We start from the raw sequence: 21,373 nt of genomic DNA, 5'->3' as shown, positions 1-21,373 counted from the left end.
TATTTTTCCTAACTCATCCAAGATTTATAATAATCTGAATCTTCTATATCGAGTGCTTCTTGGGTCAACATCAGTGGTCGAAAAGGATCGATCATCACGGCCAACTCCTCGGTTTTCACTTGCCCAATGCTTTTTTCCACCGTCCCTGGATGAGGTCCATGTGGTATACCACCTGGATGTAACGTTATCTGTCCCCTTTCCACAGATTTTCGACTCATAAAATCGCCATCCACATAATATAGGACTTCATCTGAATCTACATTACTATGGTTATATGGTGCTGGAATCGAATGCGGATGGTAATCATACATACGAGGGCAAAAACTGCATAATACGAAATTGTCTGTTTCAAAGGTCTGGTGAACGGGTGGCGGTTGATGCAATTTGCCTGTTATCGGCATGAAATCATGAATCGAAAATGCCCATGGAAAATGATAGCCATCCCAGCCAACAAAATCAAATGGATGGCTCCCATAAACATACGGATAAATCATCCCTTGTTTCTTGATCTTCACTTCAAAGTCACCCAGTTCATCAAAAGTTTCCAAATTTTGAGGTACCCGAATGTCCCGCTCAAAAAAGGGCGCATGTTCCATCAATTGACCAAATTCATTGCGATAACGTTTGGGCGTACGTACAGGAGAAAATGATTCAACAATAAACAGCCGATTATCTTCCTGTTCAAATTCCATTTGATAAATCGTTCCTCGGGGGATTACCAAATAATCTCCATACTTGAAGGAGATACTCCCATATCCAGTCCTGAGTTTTCCCATCCCCTGATGGATGAAGACAATCTCATCTGCCTGGCTATTTTTATAAAAATAGTCATCCATCGACCGACGGGGAGCGGCTAAGGATATATGTAAGTCCTGATTAACCAACACAGGGGTCCTGCTTTCGAGGTAGTCATCTTTTGCCTGTACCTGAAATCCCTTTAGACTGGTATGTTTAAGATGTTTGTCGCGGGCAATCCGGGGAGACACATCATAAGGTTCGCTGATTTGTTTAACGAGTGTGGGTGGATGACAATGGTACACTAAGGAATAAAGACTGGAAAAACCATGTGTGGATACTAATTCCTCGGCATAAAGCGTGTTATCGGGCTTTCTAAAAACAGTATGTCGCTGCATTGGAATTTGCCCTTGTTTAACATAAAATGGCATAATTCTACGATTTAAACGGTTATAAAATCAAATGAATATCCAAATTGCCAATAGAACTATCGACAAGTAGTAAGAGAGAAGATTAGTATTGTGCAAAAACGATATCAGCTATGATTGCTTTATTAAAAGCAACATAGGGCATGGAGGACGCAAAGCGATGTACACCACGATTGATCATTTTTTATAGTTTATAATGCTTTAATAAAGGTAAGAATATTTTTCTGTTTTCAAGAGAAGAAATATTTTTTTCAAATCTTATACAATATATTTGTGTCGAATGCTAACAACATTGAATAACCAAATAGAACACTTCATATATGAGAATTGTCACTAGCACTAAAAATGGTCAACAAGAATTGGGCATTGTTATAGACGACCGCTTTTATAGTTGCTCAGTCATCGATCAAAACCTTCCCACAACGATGTCGGACTTCCTCAAAGGTGGCGAAGATACCATGAATCAGCTACAAATCCTTGAAACAGCTTTGCGCCGCGGCGCTATAAACAGGCCCTATCATCTACTAGATGACATCCAACTCATCGCACCCGTGCCGCAGCCAGCATCTTTTCGTGATGCTTACGCATTTCGACAGCATGTCGCAACCTCGAGAAGAAACCGCGGGCTGGATATGATCCCTGAATTTGATGAATTTCCTGTTTTCTATTTCTCCAACCATCAGTCCATACAAGGACCTGGCCCCGTTCGATGCATGCCCCTGCATTTAAATCAACTGGATTTTGAACTAGAAATTGCAATAGTCATCAATAAACCGGGAATAAATATTCCCGCTGCGCAGGCGGATGAGTATATTGCAGGCTATATGATTATGAATGATTTTAGTGCCAGAAAACTTCAAATGGAGGAAATGAAATTGAGTTTGGGCCCTGCCAAGGGCAAAGATTTTGCAACAGCAATTGGACCTTACTTGGTGACTAAGGATGAATTGGAACCTTATAAAGTTCAACCTGCAGCAGGACATACTGGCGACTGTTATGCGCTCAATATGACTTGTAAAGTAAACGGCACGCAAGTCTCAGCGGGCAATTTTGCGAGCATGCACTGGACTTTTGCAGAAATTATTGAGCGGGTTTCCTATGGTGTACAACTTTACCCCGGTGATACAATCGGCTCTGGAACAGTCGGAACAGGTTGCTTTCTTGAGCTCAATGGTACCGCACGCATAGCGGATCCTAATCATAAAGACCAGTGGCTCAACCTTGGCGATGAGATTGAACTCGAAATCACGGCGCTCGGAAAACTTTCCAATTCTATTGTATTATACCACTCATAAATATACGGATATGACCTCTTCCTTTGAAACCATCACCTTTGAATCTGTTAAAGACAAAGCGATTATAGATAATTTAATTAAATACGCTGTTGCACCGCGGCCAATTTGTTTTGCAAGCACGATCGATAGCAATGGAAACATAAATTTAAGCCCCTTCAGCTATTTCAACCTGATGTCCCATCAGCCGCCCATCTGTGTTTTCTCTCCATTGCGAAGGATGCGTGATGGTAGTACCAAACATACATTGGATAATATCCAGGAGGTTAATGAAGTTGTCATCAATATCGTTAACTACGCTATGGTCCAGCAACAATCCCTTGCCAGCACCGAATATGCCAAGGAAATAAATGAATTTGATAAGTCGGGTTTTACGCCTATCGCCTCTATTCAAGTGGCGCCGCCCCGTGTAGCCGAATCCCCAGTCCAGCTGGAATGCCGGGTCAGAGAAGTTGTCGCATTAAGCGATGAGCCAGGAGCTGGCAATCTCGTTGTCGCCGAGATCCTCTATATGCATGTTCATAAACACTTATTGGGCGAGAACAATACCATTCAACAAAAAGATTTGGATTTGGTAGCAAGGCTCGGTGGTGATTGGTATTGTCGTGTAACCGACGAAAACCTATTTATTGTACCGAAGCCACTCCGTAGCCTAGGAATTGGCATAGATCAACTTCCAGAAAAAATTAGATTTTCGACTGTATTGACCGGAAATCACCTGGGCTTGCTGGCTAATGTTGAAACACAACCAACATTAAAAGACCCACAGCAAGAAGATAAATACTTCAACTATCTGAAGCTAAACTTCGAAGATAGCCCATCAAAATTCACGCAAAAAGTTCACGAATACGCTGCCCAACTATTAGATGCAGGCAAACTTCATGAAGCGTGGCAAATCTTATTAATGGGATAATATTAAAGTATCTTAGAATATAAAGATATTTCACTTTCCTTGTGTTGTAATAAACATATGGAAAGTGAAAACTCAACAGACAATTAGATTTGTCATAATGCGCACTTAACTAAAATCGGCAATCAGCTGATCTACGGCATCTAAACCTTGATAAAAAGCTTCCTCAAAAATCGAAATTCCGCTTAAATCGGAGTGTGCAAAGTATACTTTGCCCTCAATCGATTTTGCTAGTTCAGTACGCGCTTGTGAAGTCAAAAATCCCTTGACTGGGCTAATCATACCATGCCCATGTCTAAATATTTCCATACTAATAATCTCCTTCTCTATTCCATAGTGAGCTTTTTCAAGATCAGTTAAAATAAAGCTCTTCCATTGTTGATCCGTCCAAGCAAATAACTGCTTTCTATTTTGTTTTAAATCGCCATCTCCTAAACTGTGATAATAACTAATTACAAATGGACTATTGAATTGCTTTAGGCTTTGATGCTGATCGTAAACGTATCCTAAACCATGCCCCTTATAGATGATATTCTCCCAAGAAAGAGGTACACCATCAGTGAAAGGAAAGCGACGCAAGACAATCGTAGCTACAATCCAGGGCGCATAATGAAATTCCCTAGTTATTGAAGTTCTATTCGGTAACAAATACTGGTTGACGAATTGGGGACAGCAATTTATAATACGGTCTGCTTTTATAACTTTCGTAATTGCTTTAGCTACGTCATATACAGAAACTTCTACTTTCTCGGCTTTGAAGTCAATCCGAAAGGCCATATTCTTATTCAAGACTTTTCCTTTGACATATTTTTTGAGATGAGAGGCCAGCCGCCCATTTCCCTCTTGCCAAGTCAACACCAGATCCTGATAGTCGTCCCAATCGTGCTTGCGACTTGCAAAATAATGTATCCCTGCAAATGCAGAAGTACACTTTATTCCAGTACCATAGTCATCTCGGCAACAATAATTTACATATTCCAGAAGAGCTTCGGTATGATATCCCTGACTTTTCAGCCAAGATAGCATATCCTGCCCATCAAGAACCGTTCGATCATGGGTCTGTGAAGCATTACGCATGGGAATATCAAATACATATTTACCATCGGCACCTTTCAACTTTTTGAAATCTTGCATTTGCCGAAAGAACCGCGCAAGTTCTGCGGATTCAGCATCCGAAATCCCATAGCTGGGCACAATTCCCTCCTGCCATACATTATGAATAAACAGTCTTTCATGCGGTGCAAACGAAAGCTGTTCTTCATCAAAAATGGGCTTGCCTGTGCTAGTCCATTCTTTTATAATTCCCGATTCTTCCAAAAATTGAAGCAGTTCCCTATTGGAGGCATTGGGAATAGGAAGATAATGTGCACCCAAAGGATAAGCACTATGTGCATTCTGACCATTCCGGGCATTTCCTCCAACCTCATCTTCTAAATCCAAAAGGATGAAATCAGAATAGCCCTTCTGTTGTAGACGATAAGCAGCTGAAAGCCCAGCTATGCCGCCACCCACAATCAGGATGGGTACTTCCATTACCTCGGTCGAAGCGGGGAAATCCGGAAATCGAAGCCGGTGCCCCAAAATATGATTGGTTCCCGTTAGCTGCAGAAAAATATGGTTCATTTTCGTTCGACAGGCCTGTAAGAATTGAGCACCGAGCGCCAATAAAACTGTAGCTTTGAGAAATCCTCGCCTTGATTGATTAGATTTTACCCCATTCCTCATCAAAATACCGCACTAAAATTTGATTATCCAATCGATTTATTTCTACCTTTTCCGTTGTACGCATATCAGCTGGAAAATTTGTCAATTCTTCAACCTTATAATTATAATAACGAACTTTATCTACACGGCGACGTAATTGAGTAAAGCGTTGCTGCATATTCATAGCGAATAAACAAAAACCCCACTCTCCAAATGACGGTACATAAGTATGATATGCAATATTATTCGGAAAAACCGAACCGATGGTCTCATGTATACACCAATAAGATTTGGGAGCGAAATAGGGCGAAGTTGTCTGTACCGAGACCATGGTGTTATCTGTCATTAGAGCTGCCAACGTTTGATAGAAGCTGTTGGTGAACAACTTCCCTAAACTATAATTAGAAGGGTCTGGAAAATCAATAATCATGACATCATATTTATCCTTTGCCGACTTGGCCCATATAAAAGCATCCTGATTGATGACAGTTACCCGAGGATCGTTTAGCGAACCTTGATTATACCGAACCAACAACTCATTCGTCTTAAATAATCTTGTCATTCCTTCATCTAAATCGACCAACGTTACCTTTTTGACTTCATGATATTTTAAGATTTCCCTGACAGCAAGCCCATCCCCTCCTCCAAAAACTAAAACACTGGAAACATCTTTAGCCATGGACATGGCTGGATGCACCAATACTTCATGATAACGATATTCATCTTTCGTATTAAATTGTAGATTATTGTTTAGGAACAACTGATAATCACCTCTATTTTCTGTCAAGACTATACGCTGATAGGGCGTAGAATGTTTGTAAATAATATTATTCCCATATAATTGGCTTTCGGAATACTTCAACAGATCATCTGAATAAAAAAAAACGATGGATAGCAATCCCAAACAAGAAACAGATTTTATCTTTATCCAAATTGGATTTTTCAATTTTTTTGAAAGGTAGAACGATAAAAATACACCAACCAAGATATTGATAATACCAAAAAATAACGATGTACCCATAACGCCAAGCTTTGGGATAAGCAGTATAGGAAATAAAACCGAAGCGATCAAAGCGCCAATGTAATCGAAGGCAAAAACATTGGAAACTAAATCTCTAAACTGTATTCTATCCTTCAAAATATTCATGAGCAGTGGGATTTCCATTCCACAGAGGCAGCCTGTCAGAAACACGAAGAAATAGAGCACAAACTGAAAATGTTCGATCTGCTGGAACATCAAAAACAAAACGACCGAACTGCAACCACCAATAAGTCCGATCATCAATTCAATATCGATAAATCGATCAAATAAATTTTTGGTAATATACTTTGCCAAAAACGATCCCACCCCCATTGAAAACAGGTATGTACCAATTATAAATGAAAATTGCTTAACAGAATCTCCCAATAGGTAGCTCGCCAATGCGCCAGCAACCAGCTCATAGATCAGACCACAAGTCGCAATGATAAACACTGCCAATAAAAGAAATATGGGCAGATTATTTCTCTTACCCATGTATTGCTGCAGCTATAATTATAGATATTCCTAAAATAAATGCAGCAAAAACAATCGCCAAGGCCATATTTTTGTTCTGTACAATTTCCTCCCAGGATTTTTCCGGGGTTAAACGCTCAATAAGCCAATAAGCCAACAACAATACAGCTATCCCCACAATTGAGTAGATTAATGAAGCTGCTACTCCTTTATAAAATAATTCGTAATTCATGTTTATATTGTTTTTATTTATGACCAGAACCGTCTTCATCATAATATGATCGGTAGTAATGTCCTCTAGAACCCGTATAGGTATGATCCTCCAATGTATTTGTGCTGATTGTTGTTTTACAACTGGTCGACGAATTAACAAGGACTGTTATTACAGTAAACGCGGCAACAAAAATGAATAAAACAAACCCTAAACCTCTAAATTTTAAAATACTAAAAAGATTTACGTGATCAAGTCTTATAAAAAAATCTTTATTTTTTAATTCTGAGGACCAATAGCGGTAGACCCACAATAAAATAATCGCTCCTACCAAAAAGGAGATCAGGAGAATGTAGCTTGTACCTCCATAAGTTAATTTATAATCCTCAGAGAGCTCGACATCAAGCGCCATATCTCGGGAAGCATTGGATAACGATGTTACGAAAACAAGATGATAAATACCGGGCTCCACACGACAAAAATCTACAGTCAATCCTCTCGCATAATTAATATCATTATATTCATGTACAAAAGAATTTGTTTGGATCACTGCATTTGTTTTTTCATTTACCAGCTTAATCTCCAGAAAAAGAGGATAATTTTTAGATTCAGATATACCTTCAAGCAGCAATGTTTTTGAAACCTCTCCTTTTAATTCAAAAGATGTCCCTATAAATTCGCTACTGGCTTTCTTTACCTTAAACGTTTCATCAAAAGTATAGACATCACTTCCGATCTGTTTAAAATTTAATGCAAGAAAGATGGATGCTAGTAATAAGACCAAAATAACCCCAAGTTTCTCAAACTGTCGCCCTACAAGGTCACTTTTGAATTTATAATCTTTATAAAAATCAAATAGACTAAAGTATGACTTCTCGTCAATATAAGAACCTTGATAGTATTCGATATCATCGTCTATAAACTCCTCTGAAATAAAACGATCTTCATCTATCGTTCGAAGATAGGTCTTGACAGTAGATTCAGCATCTAAATCTTCAAACACAAAACCTTCGGCATAGATGACGCGCTGGCGATCTGTATATGTTAAATCATAATTTCCTCTCTCGAATTTACAAAGGCTATCGGGGGTAACGATCACCTTTTTCTTGGAAATAGCATGTAGAACACTTGTATAATCAACACCATCGGCTAAATAAATCGGATTTTTATTACCATTATTTAATCCTACATATTCATTGCCATAAGCCCCTGTTGTCGTAAGTCTAAGAATTTTGGTTATAATCCTATAATTCATCCGTTTAAATTGAATGGATTCATTCAATTTAGCCCATTGCAAGATTTTGGGAACTTCAAACTTTTTGACAAACGTCAGCGTTGCCAGTGTTGTACCTTTAAAATAACTATGGCAGTTGACACATACAAAACCAGAGAAATCCGATACATCCACAATAAATTTATGAACATGGCCACAGTCAGCACAAACAACTTCCATATACTATCTATCTACGACTGTTTCGTTAATAACAATGGCATTAAAATAGTCCTTGAAAAGACGGCCTAATCGAAAGACTTTATCACTATTATCTTTCAGATAGTTGCACAAATAAATATCCAATGTGAGTTGTCCAAACTCAGGCCACGTATGGATACATATATGTGATTCCATTAAGCAAATTGCAGCTGTAAATCCTCCCCCCTGAAAAGTATGCGTCGAAGTGCCAACAATGTTTAAATGATTGACCTTAATCTGATCTTTCGTAAACTCCAAAAATGGATCCAAACTAGTTAATAACAATACGTCCTCAACTTGCAAAGTCAAAAGCAAGTGTCTCCCGGGAGTATACTTATCATTCATTAAAAATAATGCGGTTAATTTTGTTTCCGCAAATATAGAAAGTTTTACATGATTTACGATAATAATCCACAATCATCTAACCTAGTGATTATTTAAATCTTCCTCCTTAGCAACACGTAATCCATCATCAATCAGTTTTTTCAAATTTGGATATAGGGTAATAAATTCCAAGAGCCTCTGTTCGGCCTGAGTAGATAATTGCTCTTCATCATTAGCCCAGGCAATTTCAAATAATTCAACCAAACCTAACCAGTGATCGGCATTTTCCGGTCCCAATTGACTGAAAATCTCCTGCCATACTTTCTGATCAAAACCGTTGTCCCGCAAATTCCGTATCGCAGCATGACAATTCACTAGTTTTACATCTTCCGTTTCGGTAGGTATTGTAGATAGATTCTGATCCAAATGCTCTTCCAGCGCATCATAGGCATCTTTATCTGCAGCGCCTGCAAATACAGATACTATTTCCGCTCCGACAGCCATATCATATGTCCCCCATTCAGGCTTAAAATACACCTCTTCCCTATCGTTACGGTAAACCTCACATCCTGTAAATGAAATCAAAACAATTTTGCCCAATTGACGTACAATCTGATGAACAATTCCTGATACAATAATCCCAGAAGCAAAATTTAACGAACACTGCCGCCCTTCCGCTATACCATATTGAATCAATGTTGTTTCATCAAAATCGGCTAAGTTACGATCGGCATTTAGCAAGTGTCCCACCGGAGAGCCAAACCCTTCGCTATGATAATTTATACCATGGCCTTCAAGTTGTTTACCCGCTACAGCCAAAGCTGTAGGTCCTTGTGTTTGAATATAAGAGAGATTTTTATCCGCGTTGGCCAACTTAAAAACGCCCGACACCTGCAAACCGGAACTATATTCCACAGTGCAAACAGCTTTACAGTCTATTGCCTTGTCAAGGCTCTGTTTGCCCCCTACGCGAAAAGCCATGGTATCAGCAAATTTATCCAATACGAGCTTTAGGTGTTCAAAATCCGGTGTAACAAATAGCTGTGGTTGTGGTTTGGTAATATCATAAGGATATTCGATTGCATTTAAACCATACGCCAACTTAGGCACATCTTCCTGCATGCAGCTTGCGCTTTCTCCAATGGAAGACAGTAAACCAGCTCCATAAATTTTGGGGTTATGAAGATCTCCAATAAGTCCGTATTCCACAGTCCACCAATGCAACCTGCTCAACAATGCCATCTCCGAAGGCTCGCCCATATTATCTTGAATGATCTGCAAATTTTTCTCTGCTTCCGCCAACTCAGCCGCCGTTGTTGTAGCGTGTTCTTTTAAAATAGATAGGTGACGAATAGCTTCGTAGAGTTCAAAATCTTTCCCCGAAGAAAGTGCCTTTGTACCAACCTCCCCAAAATACTGCAAGTAGGTCGCATAATCTGGCTCACCGATTATAGGTGCATGTCCAGAAGATTCGTGAATAATGTCTGGTGCCGGTGTATATTCGATATGTTCCAATTGACGTATGTCTGCAGCAATAACAAGTACGCGATGGGCCTGAAATTCCATAAAAGCAGCCGGCGGAATAAATCCATCCACTGTCACTGCCCCCCAGCCAATTAATTTTAGACTATCGTTCATGTCCTGTAGGTTCGGGATGGTCGCAATGGATAATCCCGCTTTCTTCAATCCAGGAATATAGGGGTAATAGGCTACATCTTTTAAAAAAGAATAATTCTGACGCATGACATAACGCCACAATGCTTGATCCAGCGCGGTGTAACGTTCATATCGTTGGGCTACTACATAGCGTTTCAAATGTTTGGGCAACCGCTCCAAAACAATGTTATTATATGTTTCCATCTATAATTGGTATGAAAATAAAGTATGAGACTCCTATATGAAGGTAGAAATTATTTATGGTTTAAGAAAGAATCTTTACGTTAATTTACGGCTTTTAGCAAAATATTACAAAAGTATACCCTCAAAAACCTTACTAAATAACTTTAAAATAAGTTCTTTTTCCTAATTTAATTTTAAAACACAGGTTCAAGTCAACCATTAGCTCCGCATTCAGCTGTTTTGTCGTATCAATCTGCACCGCACCGCCTATAATCAATCTTCGCATAGCTGACTTTGTTCCCCCCTTTAGGAAATGACATAGATCGACCAGCTTAACTTGTTCACCAAACTGGTCGCGCAATAGTTGACCCGATACCTCCTCAAAGACCTTTTCTTCCAATTTCTTGCGCTGAAATTGCCTGACAAAATAATCAACAGCACTGGTAGCAAACTCGTCGCCATGGTATTGAGCAACTAGATTCTGTGCAATAAGTTTCTTAATTTCCATTGGATTTTCCCCCATTTCAATACGGGTTTTCATGCTAAGTTTGGTTTCCTGATTGAAATCAGTAGTCAAGTCAATATATTCCGGAATTAAATGATCAGGAATAGACATGGTTTTACCAAACATTTCATTCGGTTCATCCAAAAGACCAATCGTGTTGTTTAATGATTTACTCATTTTTTCTTTTCCATCCAGCCCGCGCAATAACGGCATACACAGCACGATTTGCGGATCCTGTCCAAATGATTCCTGCAGCTGCCGGCCCATCGCGCAATTGAATAGCTGGTCCGTTCCCCCCATTTCGATATCGCTATTGACATGTACGGAGTCAAAGCCCTGCAATATCGGGTAAAGCAATTCATGCATGGCTATTGATTGGTTTTCGTTAAAACGCTTATTAAAATCATGTCGTTGCATCAACTGTGCAACAGTGACTTTCGATACCAGCTGGATAACAGCTGCAAAATTTAATTGATCCAACCAGTCTCCATTAAAAACAATTTTCGCTTTTGAAACATCAATAATTTTAGACAGTTGCGCAATGTAGGTTGCCGCATTGTGAGCGATCGCATCCTGGCACAAAGGCTTACGGGATTTATTTTTTCCTGTAGGATCGCCGATACAGGCTGTAAAACTACCAACGAGGATCACGATTTCGTGCCCCAGTTCCTGAAACTGCCGTAGTTTCTTTAACACAACAGCGTGCCCTAAATGAAGATCCGGAGCTGTTGGATCAAAACCAAGTTTTATAATCAGTGGTCGGTTCTTTTCTTCAGCCTCCTTCAACTTCGATGCAAGTCCCTCCTTCGGTAAAATAATCTCGATATTTTCTGCTAACTCTTTTAACATGGTGTGATATAAAATAAAAAAAGCCCGAACGTTATGTTCGGGCTTAGCTATAAATAATAATTGAATTTCTTAATTTAATAGGCATAGGGGTCCCGAACGATTATCGGGCGATAATAATTAAAGAAAAATGGAAGACGTAATATGTTGTTCATTTTCTTCATTGTTTGACAAAGGTAGCGCTATATTTTTTAAATTCAAAAATATTCGCATCCACACTTGCTTGGATATGCATTTTTAAATTATCCACCCGTATTTTTACCCATCAATTTTCCCGCTCCATTATAAACATACTTTTCTGTATTCCCTTTATCCTTTTTCTCCACGACCTTTTGCACTAACAATGAATTCTTAAAATACTCATGGTAAAAGCAGTTATTAACGCTATATTTCCGCTCAACAAGATTATTATTCTGATATAGATCCGTGTAATCAATTTTAGCTTTCCGATAGGTATGTTTTAGTAATTGACCATTGGCATCAAATGACTTTGATTCCTGTACCTGACCACCACAATTCAATTTGGCACTGTACATCAACGTATTGTCTAATCGATAGTCGGCTCTGGTATGGTCAAAATCATTTTCAACCGTGTAATAATTATCAAAAAAGACTTTTGTCACTTTTTTGCCCCTATTGGCAGCTCGGTAGAATACCGTCTTTTCCTGACTGATTTTCCCATTCTTAAAATTACGCTGCACACTTGAACTATCCGTTATCATATATTGAAAGTCTGGCAAGGCAGCAGATCTCACATTCATTTGCTCCAGCACACCATGCCGTACGATAACATCACCGGTACGCCCATCTTTTTCAATTTTAAAATCACCGTCGACAATGCCATCCTGATTAATGGTAATAAATGCATTGGAAAGTCCCATAAATTGATTCTTCTGCAGAATATATTTACCCTGTTTCAATTTCGTCTCCTTACCTTTTTCTAGTATCCGGATGGTATCCTTTGGATATTCCGACAAATGCAATTGATAACGATCTTTGTCCAAGCGAACATACTCTTGCGCAACTCCCAACTGAACAGCTAAAAACAAGCATAATAATAGGATAAAACGTGATTTCGACATAATGTAATAAAATTGTTGCAATTATAGTAATACAATTATTACACCAAAAATTAAAGTACAGTTGATTTTCCAAACAATTCCCCAATACGATAGATGTTGTAGTACCCTCATATTGCAGAACAGACAAGCTTAATCGTGAAATGAAAAAAGGGGAGTTATTTATCAATAACTCCCCTTTTTTCAAAACCAATTCGTACTGGTACCCATCGTATGAATAACATTCGAGAACTAAACAGACTCTAAATATTGTGCATAACAATACCCTTCTTCATTATCTTTGGTTCTGACCAACCACCATTGATCATTAGCCTTACTAATCAATGTGATGATTTCTCCTTTAGCAGCTTTTCCCACGATAGGCTGGTCTGTACCGGGACCTTTTCGAATGTTCAAATTGCTATTTTCTGTTATAACTTTCACCTGGCTTCCGGGCACTTCTGTAGCCACATCTACATTTAAGACCACATCTCCGGTTTGGAAATTAGGATCTATATTACCGTAGATTTCCCAGAGCTTATTTTTCACATCTGCTGTTGGTGCGGTACCACGAATTTGTAATACGCCATCCATTTCGGCATAGTTCAAGTCATTTACACCTGAAGACTGTGCCGTATCTAAAAGAACCTTATATTTTTCCTGCAATGACATAATTTCACTAGTTTATTTTTTGACAACAATACCGCTTAAATCTACTTTTTTGGGATTTAAGTTATCCAAACCTTGTTTTAAAGTAATTATCTTAGCTTGCTCCAAAGTACCTGTAACTGCGATCACACCGTCCTTTACACTGGCCTGTACTGTAGGAAAATCCTTCATAAACGTATTCACTGCTGCGCCAAGTACCGCATCATTATTGGATACCTCAATAGGAGCTGGCGTTGAAGACACTGGTGCGCTAACGATAATATTGTTTTGAATAGACTTGACGTCTTTATCACCTGCTGTTTTAGCAATCGATTCCACTTGTTGCTTTTCTTCTTCGGAAGCAACTGTACCACTTAAGATAACTTTCCCTTTTTCAACTTCAACGTCGACTGTTTTACGCCCCGTGAGTGCATTTTCGATCTTTTCTTCCAACTTATCATCAGACAAACCTGATTTGCATGCCGTGAAGGAAAGTACAACCGTAGTTGCCAATAGACAAAATGTTAATTTGCTCAATTTCATAAGACCAATTTTAATTTATTAATTCCAACAATAATCCTAACAAACTCCCTACACAATTGTTTGTTCATTTTTTTTTAAACTTAAATTCCCTTGCCGGATCGTAATTATATAATTAAATTTAGGAGCAGAGGTATTCATGATGGTTTCATTCGGATCATTTTCTCCGCTACGGTTATAAAAAACGCTTTGAGTAACAGATACGCACGTTGATTATTCAATCAAACAGCTATTAATTATGGGATTTTTGAACACTATTTTTGGTAAAAAAGAAAATAAAAAGGACAGTATAACGGATTTTTGGGATTGGTTTAAAAAAAACGAACAGGCATTTTTTCAAATCGTCAAGGCTGGAGAACAAATTGATCAGCATTTTTTCAGCAAACTTTCGCCGAAGATCGATGCTCTTCGTAAGGAGCTATATTTCCTAACGGGAATGTACGACAATAACACTGCAGAACTTGTGATCACCCCAGACGGTGCCATCAAAAACATTGCGTTCGTAGAACATCTGATCGCTTCTGCCCCAGCATTAGCGCATTGGAAATTTACCGCATTAAAACCCGCTATTGCGGATATGGAAAAATTCAAAATCACGATGTATGGCTTCACTTTTGACATCAAGGATATGTTTTTTTACCCCATTCAACATAAATACCATCCGGATGAAGTTGATATTGTTATTGTTCACCCCGATTATACGGAAGAGCATAAAGCCAATATTTCCCATGGGATAGAAATATTTCTCGACAATTACATTGGTGAATTGAACTCGATTATAGCCATAGACAACCTAAATGTAACCTCAAAAGAGCTTGCAGCAGAAGAGCTGATTCCACTACTTAAATTAAAAGACTATTTGATCTGGCGGGAAAAGGAATTTGTGGAAAAATATACCGACGTTAGACACCTAACTGCAGATGATACATACACCGCTTTTGAGGGCACCCTGGAGAATGACTTACCCATATTTGCCATCATAAATACGACCTTATTAGACTGGGATGGAAAAGCTTCTCACCCCTGGATAGTTACATTAAAGATTAGCTATGACGGAACGGCAACCAATGGTATGCCCGATCAGGAAATCTACGATTTAATGGATAAATTTGAAGAAGAATTAATGAACAGTCTTCCAAATGATATTGGATTTCTTAATATCGGTAGAGAAACCGCCGATAGTCTAAGGGAAATTTACTTAGCTTGTACAGAATTCCGAAAAGCCTCACGAACGATTGATCGATTAATCGAACAATACAGGGAAATTCTTCAAATTGATTATAGCATCTACAAAGATAAATACTGGAAAACCTTCGAACGATTTTATAAACAAATAGAATAGGCTTCTTGCACAACTGACATAAGTTCTAACAAAAGTACTTGATGAATTATGCTTTATTTATATGAATAAAATCATTCTTTTGATTATTATCCTTGGCATTGGCCTTATCACATACAAAACCATTCAAAGGAACACGCTTTTGGCCGTTGTTGATAAGGAAGAAAATGCCCCTTCAGACTCTTTCCGCTATACGATGGCAATAAAGGAAGTAAAAAAACGCATCACAAACAACAAAACGTACAATAGTGACATATCCTTTCTCTTGGATATGAGAAGACCCTCGGGAAGAAATCGTTTTTTTGTCGTCGATCTAACAACAGACCGGATTCTTGATCAGGGCCTGGTGGCCCATGGATCCGGTTCCGAAACCGGAAAAAAGAACCATTTGCAATTCAGCAACACGGATAACTCTCATGCGACGTCGCTAGGTAGCTATGCTATCGGCAGCTCGTATAATGGGAAATTTGGAAAGGCGTATAAATTATATGGCTTAGATAGCTCCAATAGCAATGCATATGCTAGAGACATCGTTCTACACAAATATGACCGCATGCCCTACGATGAACAAGTTGATCCAGTATGTCTCAGTGAAGGATGCCCTATGGTAAACGTCGAATTCTACAAAAGACTACAGGACCTAATTGATTCCTCAAAGAAACAGATCATCTTACATATCTATTACTAATTATCTATATATCTTCTTTCATCAAACGCAATAAAACCTGATAAGGATTTTGAGACATAACGAGAGCCTTTAGCCAAGCAAGAAAGCCCATAACAAACAAATCCTTATTTTCCTCATTTTTTACCAGAGCTTCAACAGCTTCCCGAAAGGATTTCACTTGAATAATTGTAGGATTTAAAAGATATTTCTCCACCAATTTAACAAAATCAATCACTCTATTTTCCTTTACATTCAGTAAGTATTTTTTATACCTACCGACAAAGCTTTTTAATTTCAAGGTTGCCAAATCGATATGTTTGAATTGGATATGGATCAGAATTTCAAGCAGACTCTTCCGGATCGTCCACAACATGCCCATTTTCTTCTCGTACCAAGCATCTGTTCGAATCAACTGTCGAAGCTCAATCAATGCTGTTTTATCTTCAAATTGCGTTAAAAACATCACTAAACACAACTGTAAATCTGCAAGATCAACCTCGTTTGATTTTGCTGGCGCTTGTTTAATCCCCGCCCTTAATACGGAAAGACCTTTTATTCCATCGCCGAGGTAATGGAAATTCAATGCCATCAACAAATAGCACCGCAACTGAAACTGGGCTCGAAAAACCGCGTTTCCTTGGCATAAAACTTCTTTCAAGCGTTCTAAATACACCATGCTTTCGTTGAAAAATCCATTCCTCAAATTAAAATTGGCCAGATAGTACAAAATATGAAGATAATAAAATACGTGATGCGCCGATTGTTCATCATACTTCATTAAAAAATTGTCTGCTGTTTTTAAAAAAGAACGAACCAGTGTATAGTTTTGATGTATTGCGGCATACTCATTTGCAATGTACAGAAGTTGATAGAGTGATTTAAATGATAAGAGATCATCCAAAGAAATACGGTACTTGCTCAGCGTACTCAAAATCAACTTATTGAGATCAATTATTTTTGCTTTCAAATGAATAGCCTGCAGTTCAGAACGTAATAGTGCATAAGCTATCTGAAATTTAGCCTCCCGCTGCAACTTTTGCTGATTTTCGGTAAAACGATCGATGAGCAATTCCAAATTGACAGTCAAATCTAAATGGGCATATTGTAGTCTGATTTGCAAGATTTCATTCAGCAAGCTAAACTGTTCAAGAACAAGAGCCTTTTCCTCAGCCCGTTGAAGGCATTTAAATCCAATCTTGATGAACTCGCTTTCCAATAGAAAACGCCCCACAACAAATAATCGCAACGCCTCGTGAGCCCCACTGTTGTCTCGTTCAAAAACCTTATTTGAAAGAAAAAACAAAAGACTATCATGAAGCCTCTTTCTCAACGCGTGATAAGCATCCCGATTTTTAATGGGGTCATATAACTTTTTCAGCTTATTTATATCATCAGTTTCTATAATCTCAAGTAGCTTGATATTTTTCACATCATTACGCTTGTTCTTTCGTTTCAAAAAGGCTTTAAAATCCTTAATATCATCTTTATTCAATAATAACATCAAATCTGATATCGCGTCTGCCATAGCTTAAATTTAGAATTAAACAAATATATTAAACAAAATTATATCGTCAGTATTCTTATAAAATCAATTTTTAAAATAATCAGCTACTGTGGATATTTGAATCATAAAACAACAACAAATTAAAACTAAAACAAGAAAATTATGGAACCGCTAAAAAACATGATTGAAGAAAAAAAAGCTGAAAGAAATTTAAACAAAAGAAACCCCTTTAAACCAACAGGCGCCTTTATCGGAGCTTCATGGACCGCACTATTGGTTGGTACCGTTGGCTATTGTGTAGGTTTATGGAATGCAACAATGGCATTAAATGAAAAAGGGTATTATTTTACAATTTTACTATTTGCGCTATTTGCCGTTATCTCCGTTCAAAAAAGTGTAAGAGATAAAGCAGAAGGACTAGCAGTTACCGAGTTATATTATGGTTTAAGTTGGTTTGCAACAATTGCCGCCGTCGTGCTATTAACCGTAGGCTTATGGAATGCGGATCTGCTCCTAAGTGAAAAAGGATTCTATGCCATGTCCTTCTCATTGAGTATTTTTTCAGCTATCGCCGTTCAAAAAAACACACGTGATGCAAAACTGATCGATGACAATGAAATAAAACTTTAGCGGGTGCCTATCCTGCAGCCTCTGCCTAGCAAGCTGCAGGATCTTTAAATCCCTCTTAAGCAAAAAAGGAAGAGCATTTCATTGACTCTTCCTTTTTCTAAGTGGATTGTTTAAGCGACGCAATAGGAAGGTAAACGAAAAATATACTTCCAGTTCCAAAAACACTTTGCACATCAATCTCTCCCCCCATGCTTTCGATAAATTCTTTGCTTATGCTCAATCCCAAACCTGTCCCCCCCTTTGTACTCCCTGGAACTCGGAAATAGCGATCAAAAATCTTCGCTAAATATTGTACGGGAATTCCCTGTCCCTGATCTTCAACACGCAAAAGCACCCTTGCTCCTATTCTTTTTACAGCAAGAGAAATTGTCCCTCCCTTATCTGAATAACGAATTGCATTGGACAACAAATTCGTCAATACCCATGCCGTCTTTTCATTATCAATAAAAACCATCGGAAGATCCTCCTCCAGTTCAAGCGCTATGTGAATTTGCTTTTGGTCAAGCATTGACCGGTTGGCTAACAGCGCATAATCTATAATCGGTCCGATAGCCGCAGGATTCAGCTTCATCTGAATGGTGCCGCTCTCCACCTGCCCAATATCCAAAAGTTCCCCTGTAATTTTTAGGAGCCGCTCTGTATCGTCAGCAATTCCCTCAAGCAGGTCTTTTTGTTCTTCATTCAGCGTTCCTATCCGCTTATTTTCGAGCAATTGGATCCCCATACGTATTGATGCGATTGGTGTCTTCAATTCATGAGATACCGTTCCAATGAAATTTGTTTTCGCTACATCACGTTCCTTAAAACTTGTCACATTCTTCAACAAAATAAATTGTCCAATAAAATGCGTACTCTCCTCTCCTGTTGGTACAACATTAATGTCTATGACCTCCAATTCAAAGTAGTTTTCTTTTCCATAGGCAAAGATCTGAACTAAATCCAGACGCTCAGATTTCTGATTTAAAGAGTCAATCTTATCGAGAAGCTTATTAAGTAAATCATTGGAAGATGCTATTTCCGCTAATTTTTTTCCCTCAAATGCGGCGTGCTTTAACCCCGAAAGCAAACACGCGGGTTCATTTGCAAAAAGCACTCTTTTTTCTTCATCTACCCCTATAACTGCATCATGCATATTATCGATAAGCGCTTCAATTCTCTTTTTATGCTGCAAGATCTTACCCAATTTACTTTCTGTATATTCCTCGAGCTTTTGAGCCATTGTATTGAACGAATGCGCCACTTCTCCAAATTCATCCTTTCGCTTAAAGTGAAGTCTCCTTTTATAGTTCCCAGCAGCAATTTGTTTAATACTATCAGTTAATTGTACAATTGGGCCAGCAATGGCTAGAGGGAGGTTCACAAGCAATACAAATGCCATCATAAAACAAAGCGCACCCACAATGGAGATGGCCAAAATTGCTTTTTCAGCTGTTGCATTGGCAATATTATTTTTGTGTTCAATCGCCTGCATATTAAGATACATTAACTGAAATATATCTTTGTGCAGGTCAGCAGCAATTGTTGCATCTTTCACCTGTTTCTTTAAACTCAAAAAGTGTTGATCTATACGTTCGGTCACCGCCCGTTCTCCAGGCTCGGTTACATTGCGCTTCTGGAGTCTTAAATTATCTTCAAATAGCGCCATGCTCTTCCCATTCGTATGAAGGTCTTCCAAAGCCAGCAACATATTTCTGGAATAATGCAGCGTATTATAATTGTCGACTAAAATATTATTGGTATCTTTTTTTAATCGATAAACATAATACCCACTCACTATCGCAAGCAGCAAGATCATAGAAAATAAAAATCCTACCCCGAATGTCAGCTTTGCTTTAAGTTTCATTGGATTCGATATTCTTCAATTTTTCGATACAAAGTAGCGATGCCGATTTCTAACAATCGAGCTGCTTCAGCTTTATTTCCATTCGTATGTTTTAATACACGTTGTATATGCTGCCTCTCCATGTTGGACATTGCAAAATTTGACAAGACGTTTGCCCCTTCCCTATACTCACGTTCACCAAAAGGAAGGCTCTCCACACCTAATACGCCACCCTCACTCAAAATCACACTGCGTTCAATCACATTTTTCAGTTCACGGATATTTCCCCGCCATAAGTTGCCTTCCAAAGCCTGCACAAACTCAGGGGTCATCTGCAACGGTTTCAAGTTGGATTTTAAAGCAAAGATATCAGCGTAGTATTGCGCCAATGTCGCTATATCTTCAATGCGCTCGCGCAATGGCGGTAATTCAATCGTGAAAACAGAAAGCCTATAAAATAGATCACTCCTGAAATGGTCTGATGCAATTTCGGTTTCGAGATTTCTGTTGGTTGCTGCTATGATGCGCACATCCACTTTCGTTGGTTTGGAGTCCCCAACTTTTAAAAACTCGCCAGTTTCCAAAACACGAAGAATTTTAGCTTGAAGTTCCAAAGCCATCTCCCCGACTTCATCCAGAAAAATAGTCCCCAAATGCGCTTCTTCAAACAAACCACGTTGATCCTTAGTCGCACCAGTGAAAGCACCGGATTTATGGCCAAACAACTCATTTTCCAGCAAATCTTTTGTAAATGCGGCACAATTAATCGCCACAAAACTACGATCTCTTCTTGAACTCGCCTGATGGATTGCCTGTGCAAAAACCTCCTTACCTGTGCCGGTCTCGCCCGTTAGCAAGACCGTTGTATTTGTAACAGCAACTTTTTGTGCCATGCCGATGGCCGCTTTTATTGCACTGGATTTCCCAATAATCTTATCAAAAGAAAGTCGGTCGCCTAATCGTTTTTCTAACTGCTCCACCCTTCTAGCTAATGCAACCTTTTCACAGGCTTTATAAAGCAACGGTATAATGCGATTATTGTCATCTCCTTTCGTAATGTATTCAAAAGCACCATTTTTTATCGCCCGAACGCCATCCGGAATATTCCCGTATGCCGTCAATAAGATAATCTCTACAATTGGATACCGCTCTTTAATTAATTTAGCCGTTTCAACTCCATTACCATCAGGTAGCTTCACATCACAAAGTACAACATCTACATCACTGACTTCAAGCTTTTTTAACCCCGATTTAATGTCAGCAGCCTCGATCACATCAAAACCTTCCAGGCTAATAATTTTGGCCAGCAATTTCCGAAGCTTCTCTTCGTCATCTATAAGGAGAACTCTATTCACAATATTCGTTTTTTCAAAAGTACAATTTGTCCCAAGCAAATAGTAGAAAA

19 protein-coding genes are annotated in these 21,373 nt (G+C 38.7%); 5 read left to right on the top strand and 14 right to left on the bottom strand.

Annotated features, from left to right (window positions below):
* Positions 1-8: 8 nt before the first annotated feature.
* Complete coding sequence (locus BGP15_RS17185; RefSeq protein WP_286770230.1) at positions 9-1,166, bottom strand: homogentisate 1,2-dioxygenase; 1,158 nt, start codon at positions 1,164-1,166, stop codon at positions 9-11.
* Positions 1,167-1,483: 317 nt separating this feature from the next.
* On the opposite strand from BGP15_RS17185, the gene BGP15_RS17180 reads away from it, so the two are divergent.
* Both BGP15_RS17180 and BGP15_RS17175 read left to right on the top strand, forming a co-directional pair.
* Positions 1,484-2,458, top strand: coding sequence for a fumarylacetoacetate hydrolase family protein (locus tag BGP15_RS17180; protein ID WP_286770229.1), 975 nt, complete (start codon positions 1,484-1,486; stop codon positions 2,456-2,458).
* 10 nt (positions 2,459-2,468) lie between these two features.
* Positions 2,469-3,368 (top strand): flavin reductase family protein, encoded by a 900-nt coding sequence (locus tag BGP15_RS17175; RefSeq protein ID WP_286770228.1) that lies wholly within the window; start codon positions 2,469-2,471, stop codon positions 3,366-3,368.
* 105 nt (positions 3,369-3,473) lie between these two features.
* On the opposite strand, the gene BGP15_RS17170 is transcribed toward BGP15_RS17175, so the two are convergent.
* From BGP15_RS17170 to BGP15_RS17130, 10 genes are all read right to left on the bottom strand, one after another.
* A complete protein-coding gene (locus BGP15_RS17170) occupies positions 3,474-4,988 on the bottom strand; it encodes an FAD-dependent oxidoreductase (protein WP_286754299.1) in 1,515 nt (504 codons plus the stop codon).
* Positions 4,989-5,067: 79 nt separating this feature from the next.
* Entirely contained in the window at positions 5,068-6,585 is a 1,518-nt protein-coding gene (locus BGP15_RS17165; RefSeq protein ID WP_286770227.1) for a polyamine aminopropyltransferase, read from the bottom strand.
* Positions 6,578-6,796 (bottom strand): DUF350 domain-containing protein, encoded by a 219-nt coding sequence (locus BGP15_RS17160; protein WP_286770226.1) that lies wholly within the window; start codon positions 6,794-6,796, stop codon positions 6,578-6,580. Before BGP15_RS17160 ends, BGP15_RS17165 begins: the two co-directional genes overlap by 8 nt.
* A 13-nt stretch (positions 6,797-6,809) precedes the next feature.
* On the bottom strand, positions 6,810-8,228 hold the full coding sequence (locus BGP15_RS17155; protein WP_286754297.1) for a hypothetical protein: 1,419 nt from the start codon (positions 8,226-8,228) through the stop codon (positions 6,810-6,812).
* 3 nt (positions 8,229-8,231) lie between these two features.
* Positions 8,232-8,591, bottom strand: coding sequence for an S-adenosylmethionine decarboxylase family protein (locus BGP15_RS26995; protein ID WP_112374385.1), 360 nt, complete (start codon positions 8,589-8,591; stop codon positions 8,232-8,234).
* Between the two features lie 81 nt (positions 8,592-8,672).
* A complete protein-coding gene (locus BGP15_RS17150) occupies positions 8,673-10,430 on the bottom strand; it encodes an aromatic amino acid hydroxylase (protein WP_286770225.1) in 1,758 nt (585 codons plus the stop codon).
* A 133-nt stretch (positions 10,431-10,563) separates the two neighbouring features.
* On the bottom strand, positions 10,564-11,763 hold the full coding sequence (tyrS, locus tag BGP15_RS17145; RefSeq protein WP_286770224.1) for a tyrosine--tRNA ligase: 1,200 nt from the start codon (positions 11,761-11,763) through the stop codon (positions 10,564-10,566).
* 239 nt (positions 11,764-12,002) lie between these two features.
* Positions 12,003-12,842, bottom strand: a complete 840-nt coding sequence (locus BGP15_RS17140) for a hypothetical protein (RefSeq protein ID WP_286754294.1) — start codon at positions 12,840-12,842, stop codon at positions 12,003-12,005.
* 228 nt (positions 12,843-13,070) lie between these two features.
* Positions 13,071-13,490 (bottom strand): SH3 domain-containing protein, encoded by a 420-nt coding sequence (locus BGP15_RS17135; protein WP_046675658.1) that lies wholly within the window; start codon positions 13,488-13,490, stop codon positions 13,071-13,073.
* A gap of 12 nt (positions 13,491-13,502) precedes the next feature.
* Positions 13,503-14,009 carry a BON domain-containing protein gene (locus BGP15_RS17130; RefSeq protein WP_070569274.1) on the bottom strand — a complete coding sequence of 169 codons (507 nt, stop codon included), beginning with the start codon at positions 14,007-14,009 and terminating at the stop codon, positions 13,503-13,505.
* A 235-nt stretch (positions 14,010-14,244) separates the two neighbouring features.
* Between BGP15_RS17130 and BGP15_RS17125 the strand changes: the two genes are divergently transcribed.
* Positions 14,245-15,348, top strand: coding sequence for a DUF695 domain-containing protein (locus BGP15_RS17125; RefSeq protein WP_286754293.1), 1,104 nt, complete (start codon positions 14,245-14,247; stop codon positions 15,346-15,348).
* A 61-nt stretch (positions 15,349-15,409) separates the two neighbouring features.
* Entirely contained in the window at positions 15,410-16,033 is a 624-nt protein-coding gene (locus BGP15_RS17120) for a murein L,D-transpeptidase catalytic domain-containing protein (protein ID WP_286754292.1), read from the top strand.
* Positions 16,034-16,037: 4 nt separating this feature from the next.
* Here the strand turns inward: BGP15_RS17120 and BGP15_RS17115 are convergent, their stop codons facing one another.
* On the bottom strand, positions 16,038-17,537 hold the full coding sequence (locus BGP15_RS17115; protein ID WP_286770223.1) for a hypothetical protein: 1,500 nt from the start codon (positions 17,535-17,537) through the stop codon (positions 16,038-16,040).
* Positions 17,538-17,678: 141 nt separating this feature from the next.
* On the opposite strand from BGP15_RS17115, the gene yiaA reads away from it, so the two are divergent.
* On the top strand, positions 17,679-18,146 hold the full coding sequence (gene yiaA, locus BGP15_RS17110) for an inner membrane protein YiaA (protein ID WP_070569259.1): 468 nt from the start codon (positions 17,679-17,681) through the stop codon (positions 18,144-18,146).
* 97 nt (positions 18,147-18,243) lie between these two features.
* On the opposite strand, the gene BGP15_RS17105 is transcribed toward yiaA, so the two are convergent.
* Complete coding sequence (locus tag BGP15_RS17105) at positions 18,244-19,989, bottom strand: sensor histidine kinase (protein WP_112374393.1); 1,746 nt, start codon at positions 19,987-19,989, stop codon at positions 18,244-18,246.
* Positions 19,986-21,323, bottom strand: a complete 1,338-nt coding sequence (locus BGP15_RS17100; RefSeq protein WP_112374412.1) for a sigma-54-dependent transcriptional regulator — start codon at positions 21,321-21,323, stop codon at positions 19,986-19,988. The genes BGP15_RS17105 and BGP15_RS17100 overlap by 4 nt, the downstream gene beginning before the upstream one ends.
* Between the last annotated feature and the right edge of the window lie 50 nt (positions 21,324-21,373).

Origin of the sequence: Sphingobacterium sp. 40-24, from assembly GCF_001899705.1 — a bacterium.
Classification (GTDB): domain Bacteria; phylum Bacteroidota; class Bacteroidia; order Sphingobacteriales; family Sphingobacteriaceae; genus Sphingobacterium; species Sphingobacterium multivorum.
The sequence above is the reverse complement of the archived record's forward strand: the minus strand, read 5'-3'. Positions and strand labels throughout refer to the sequence as shown.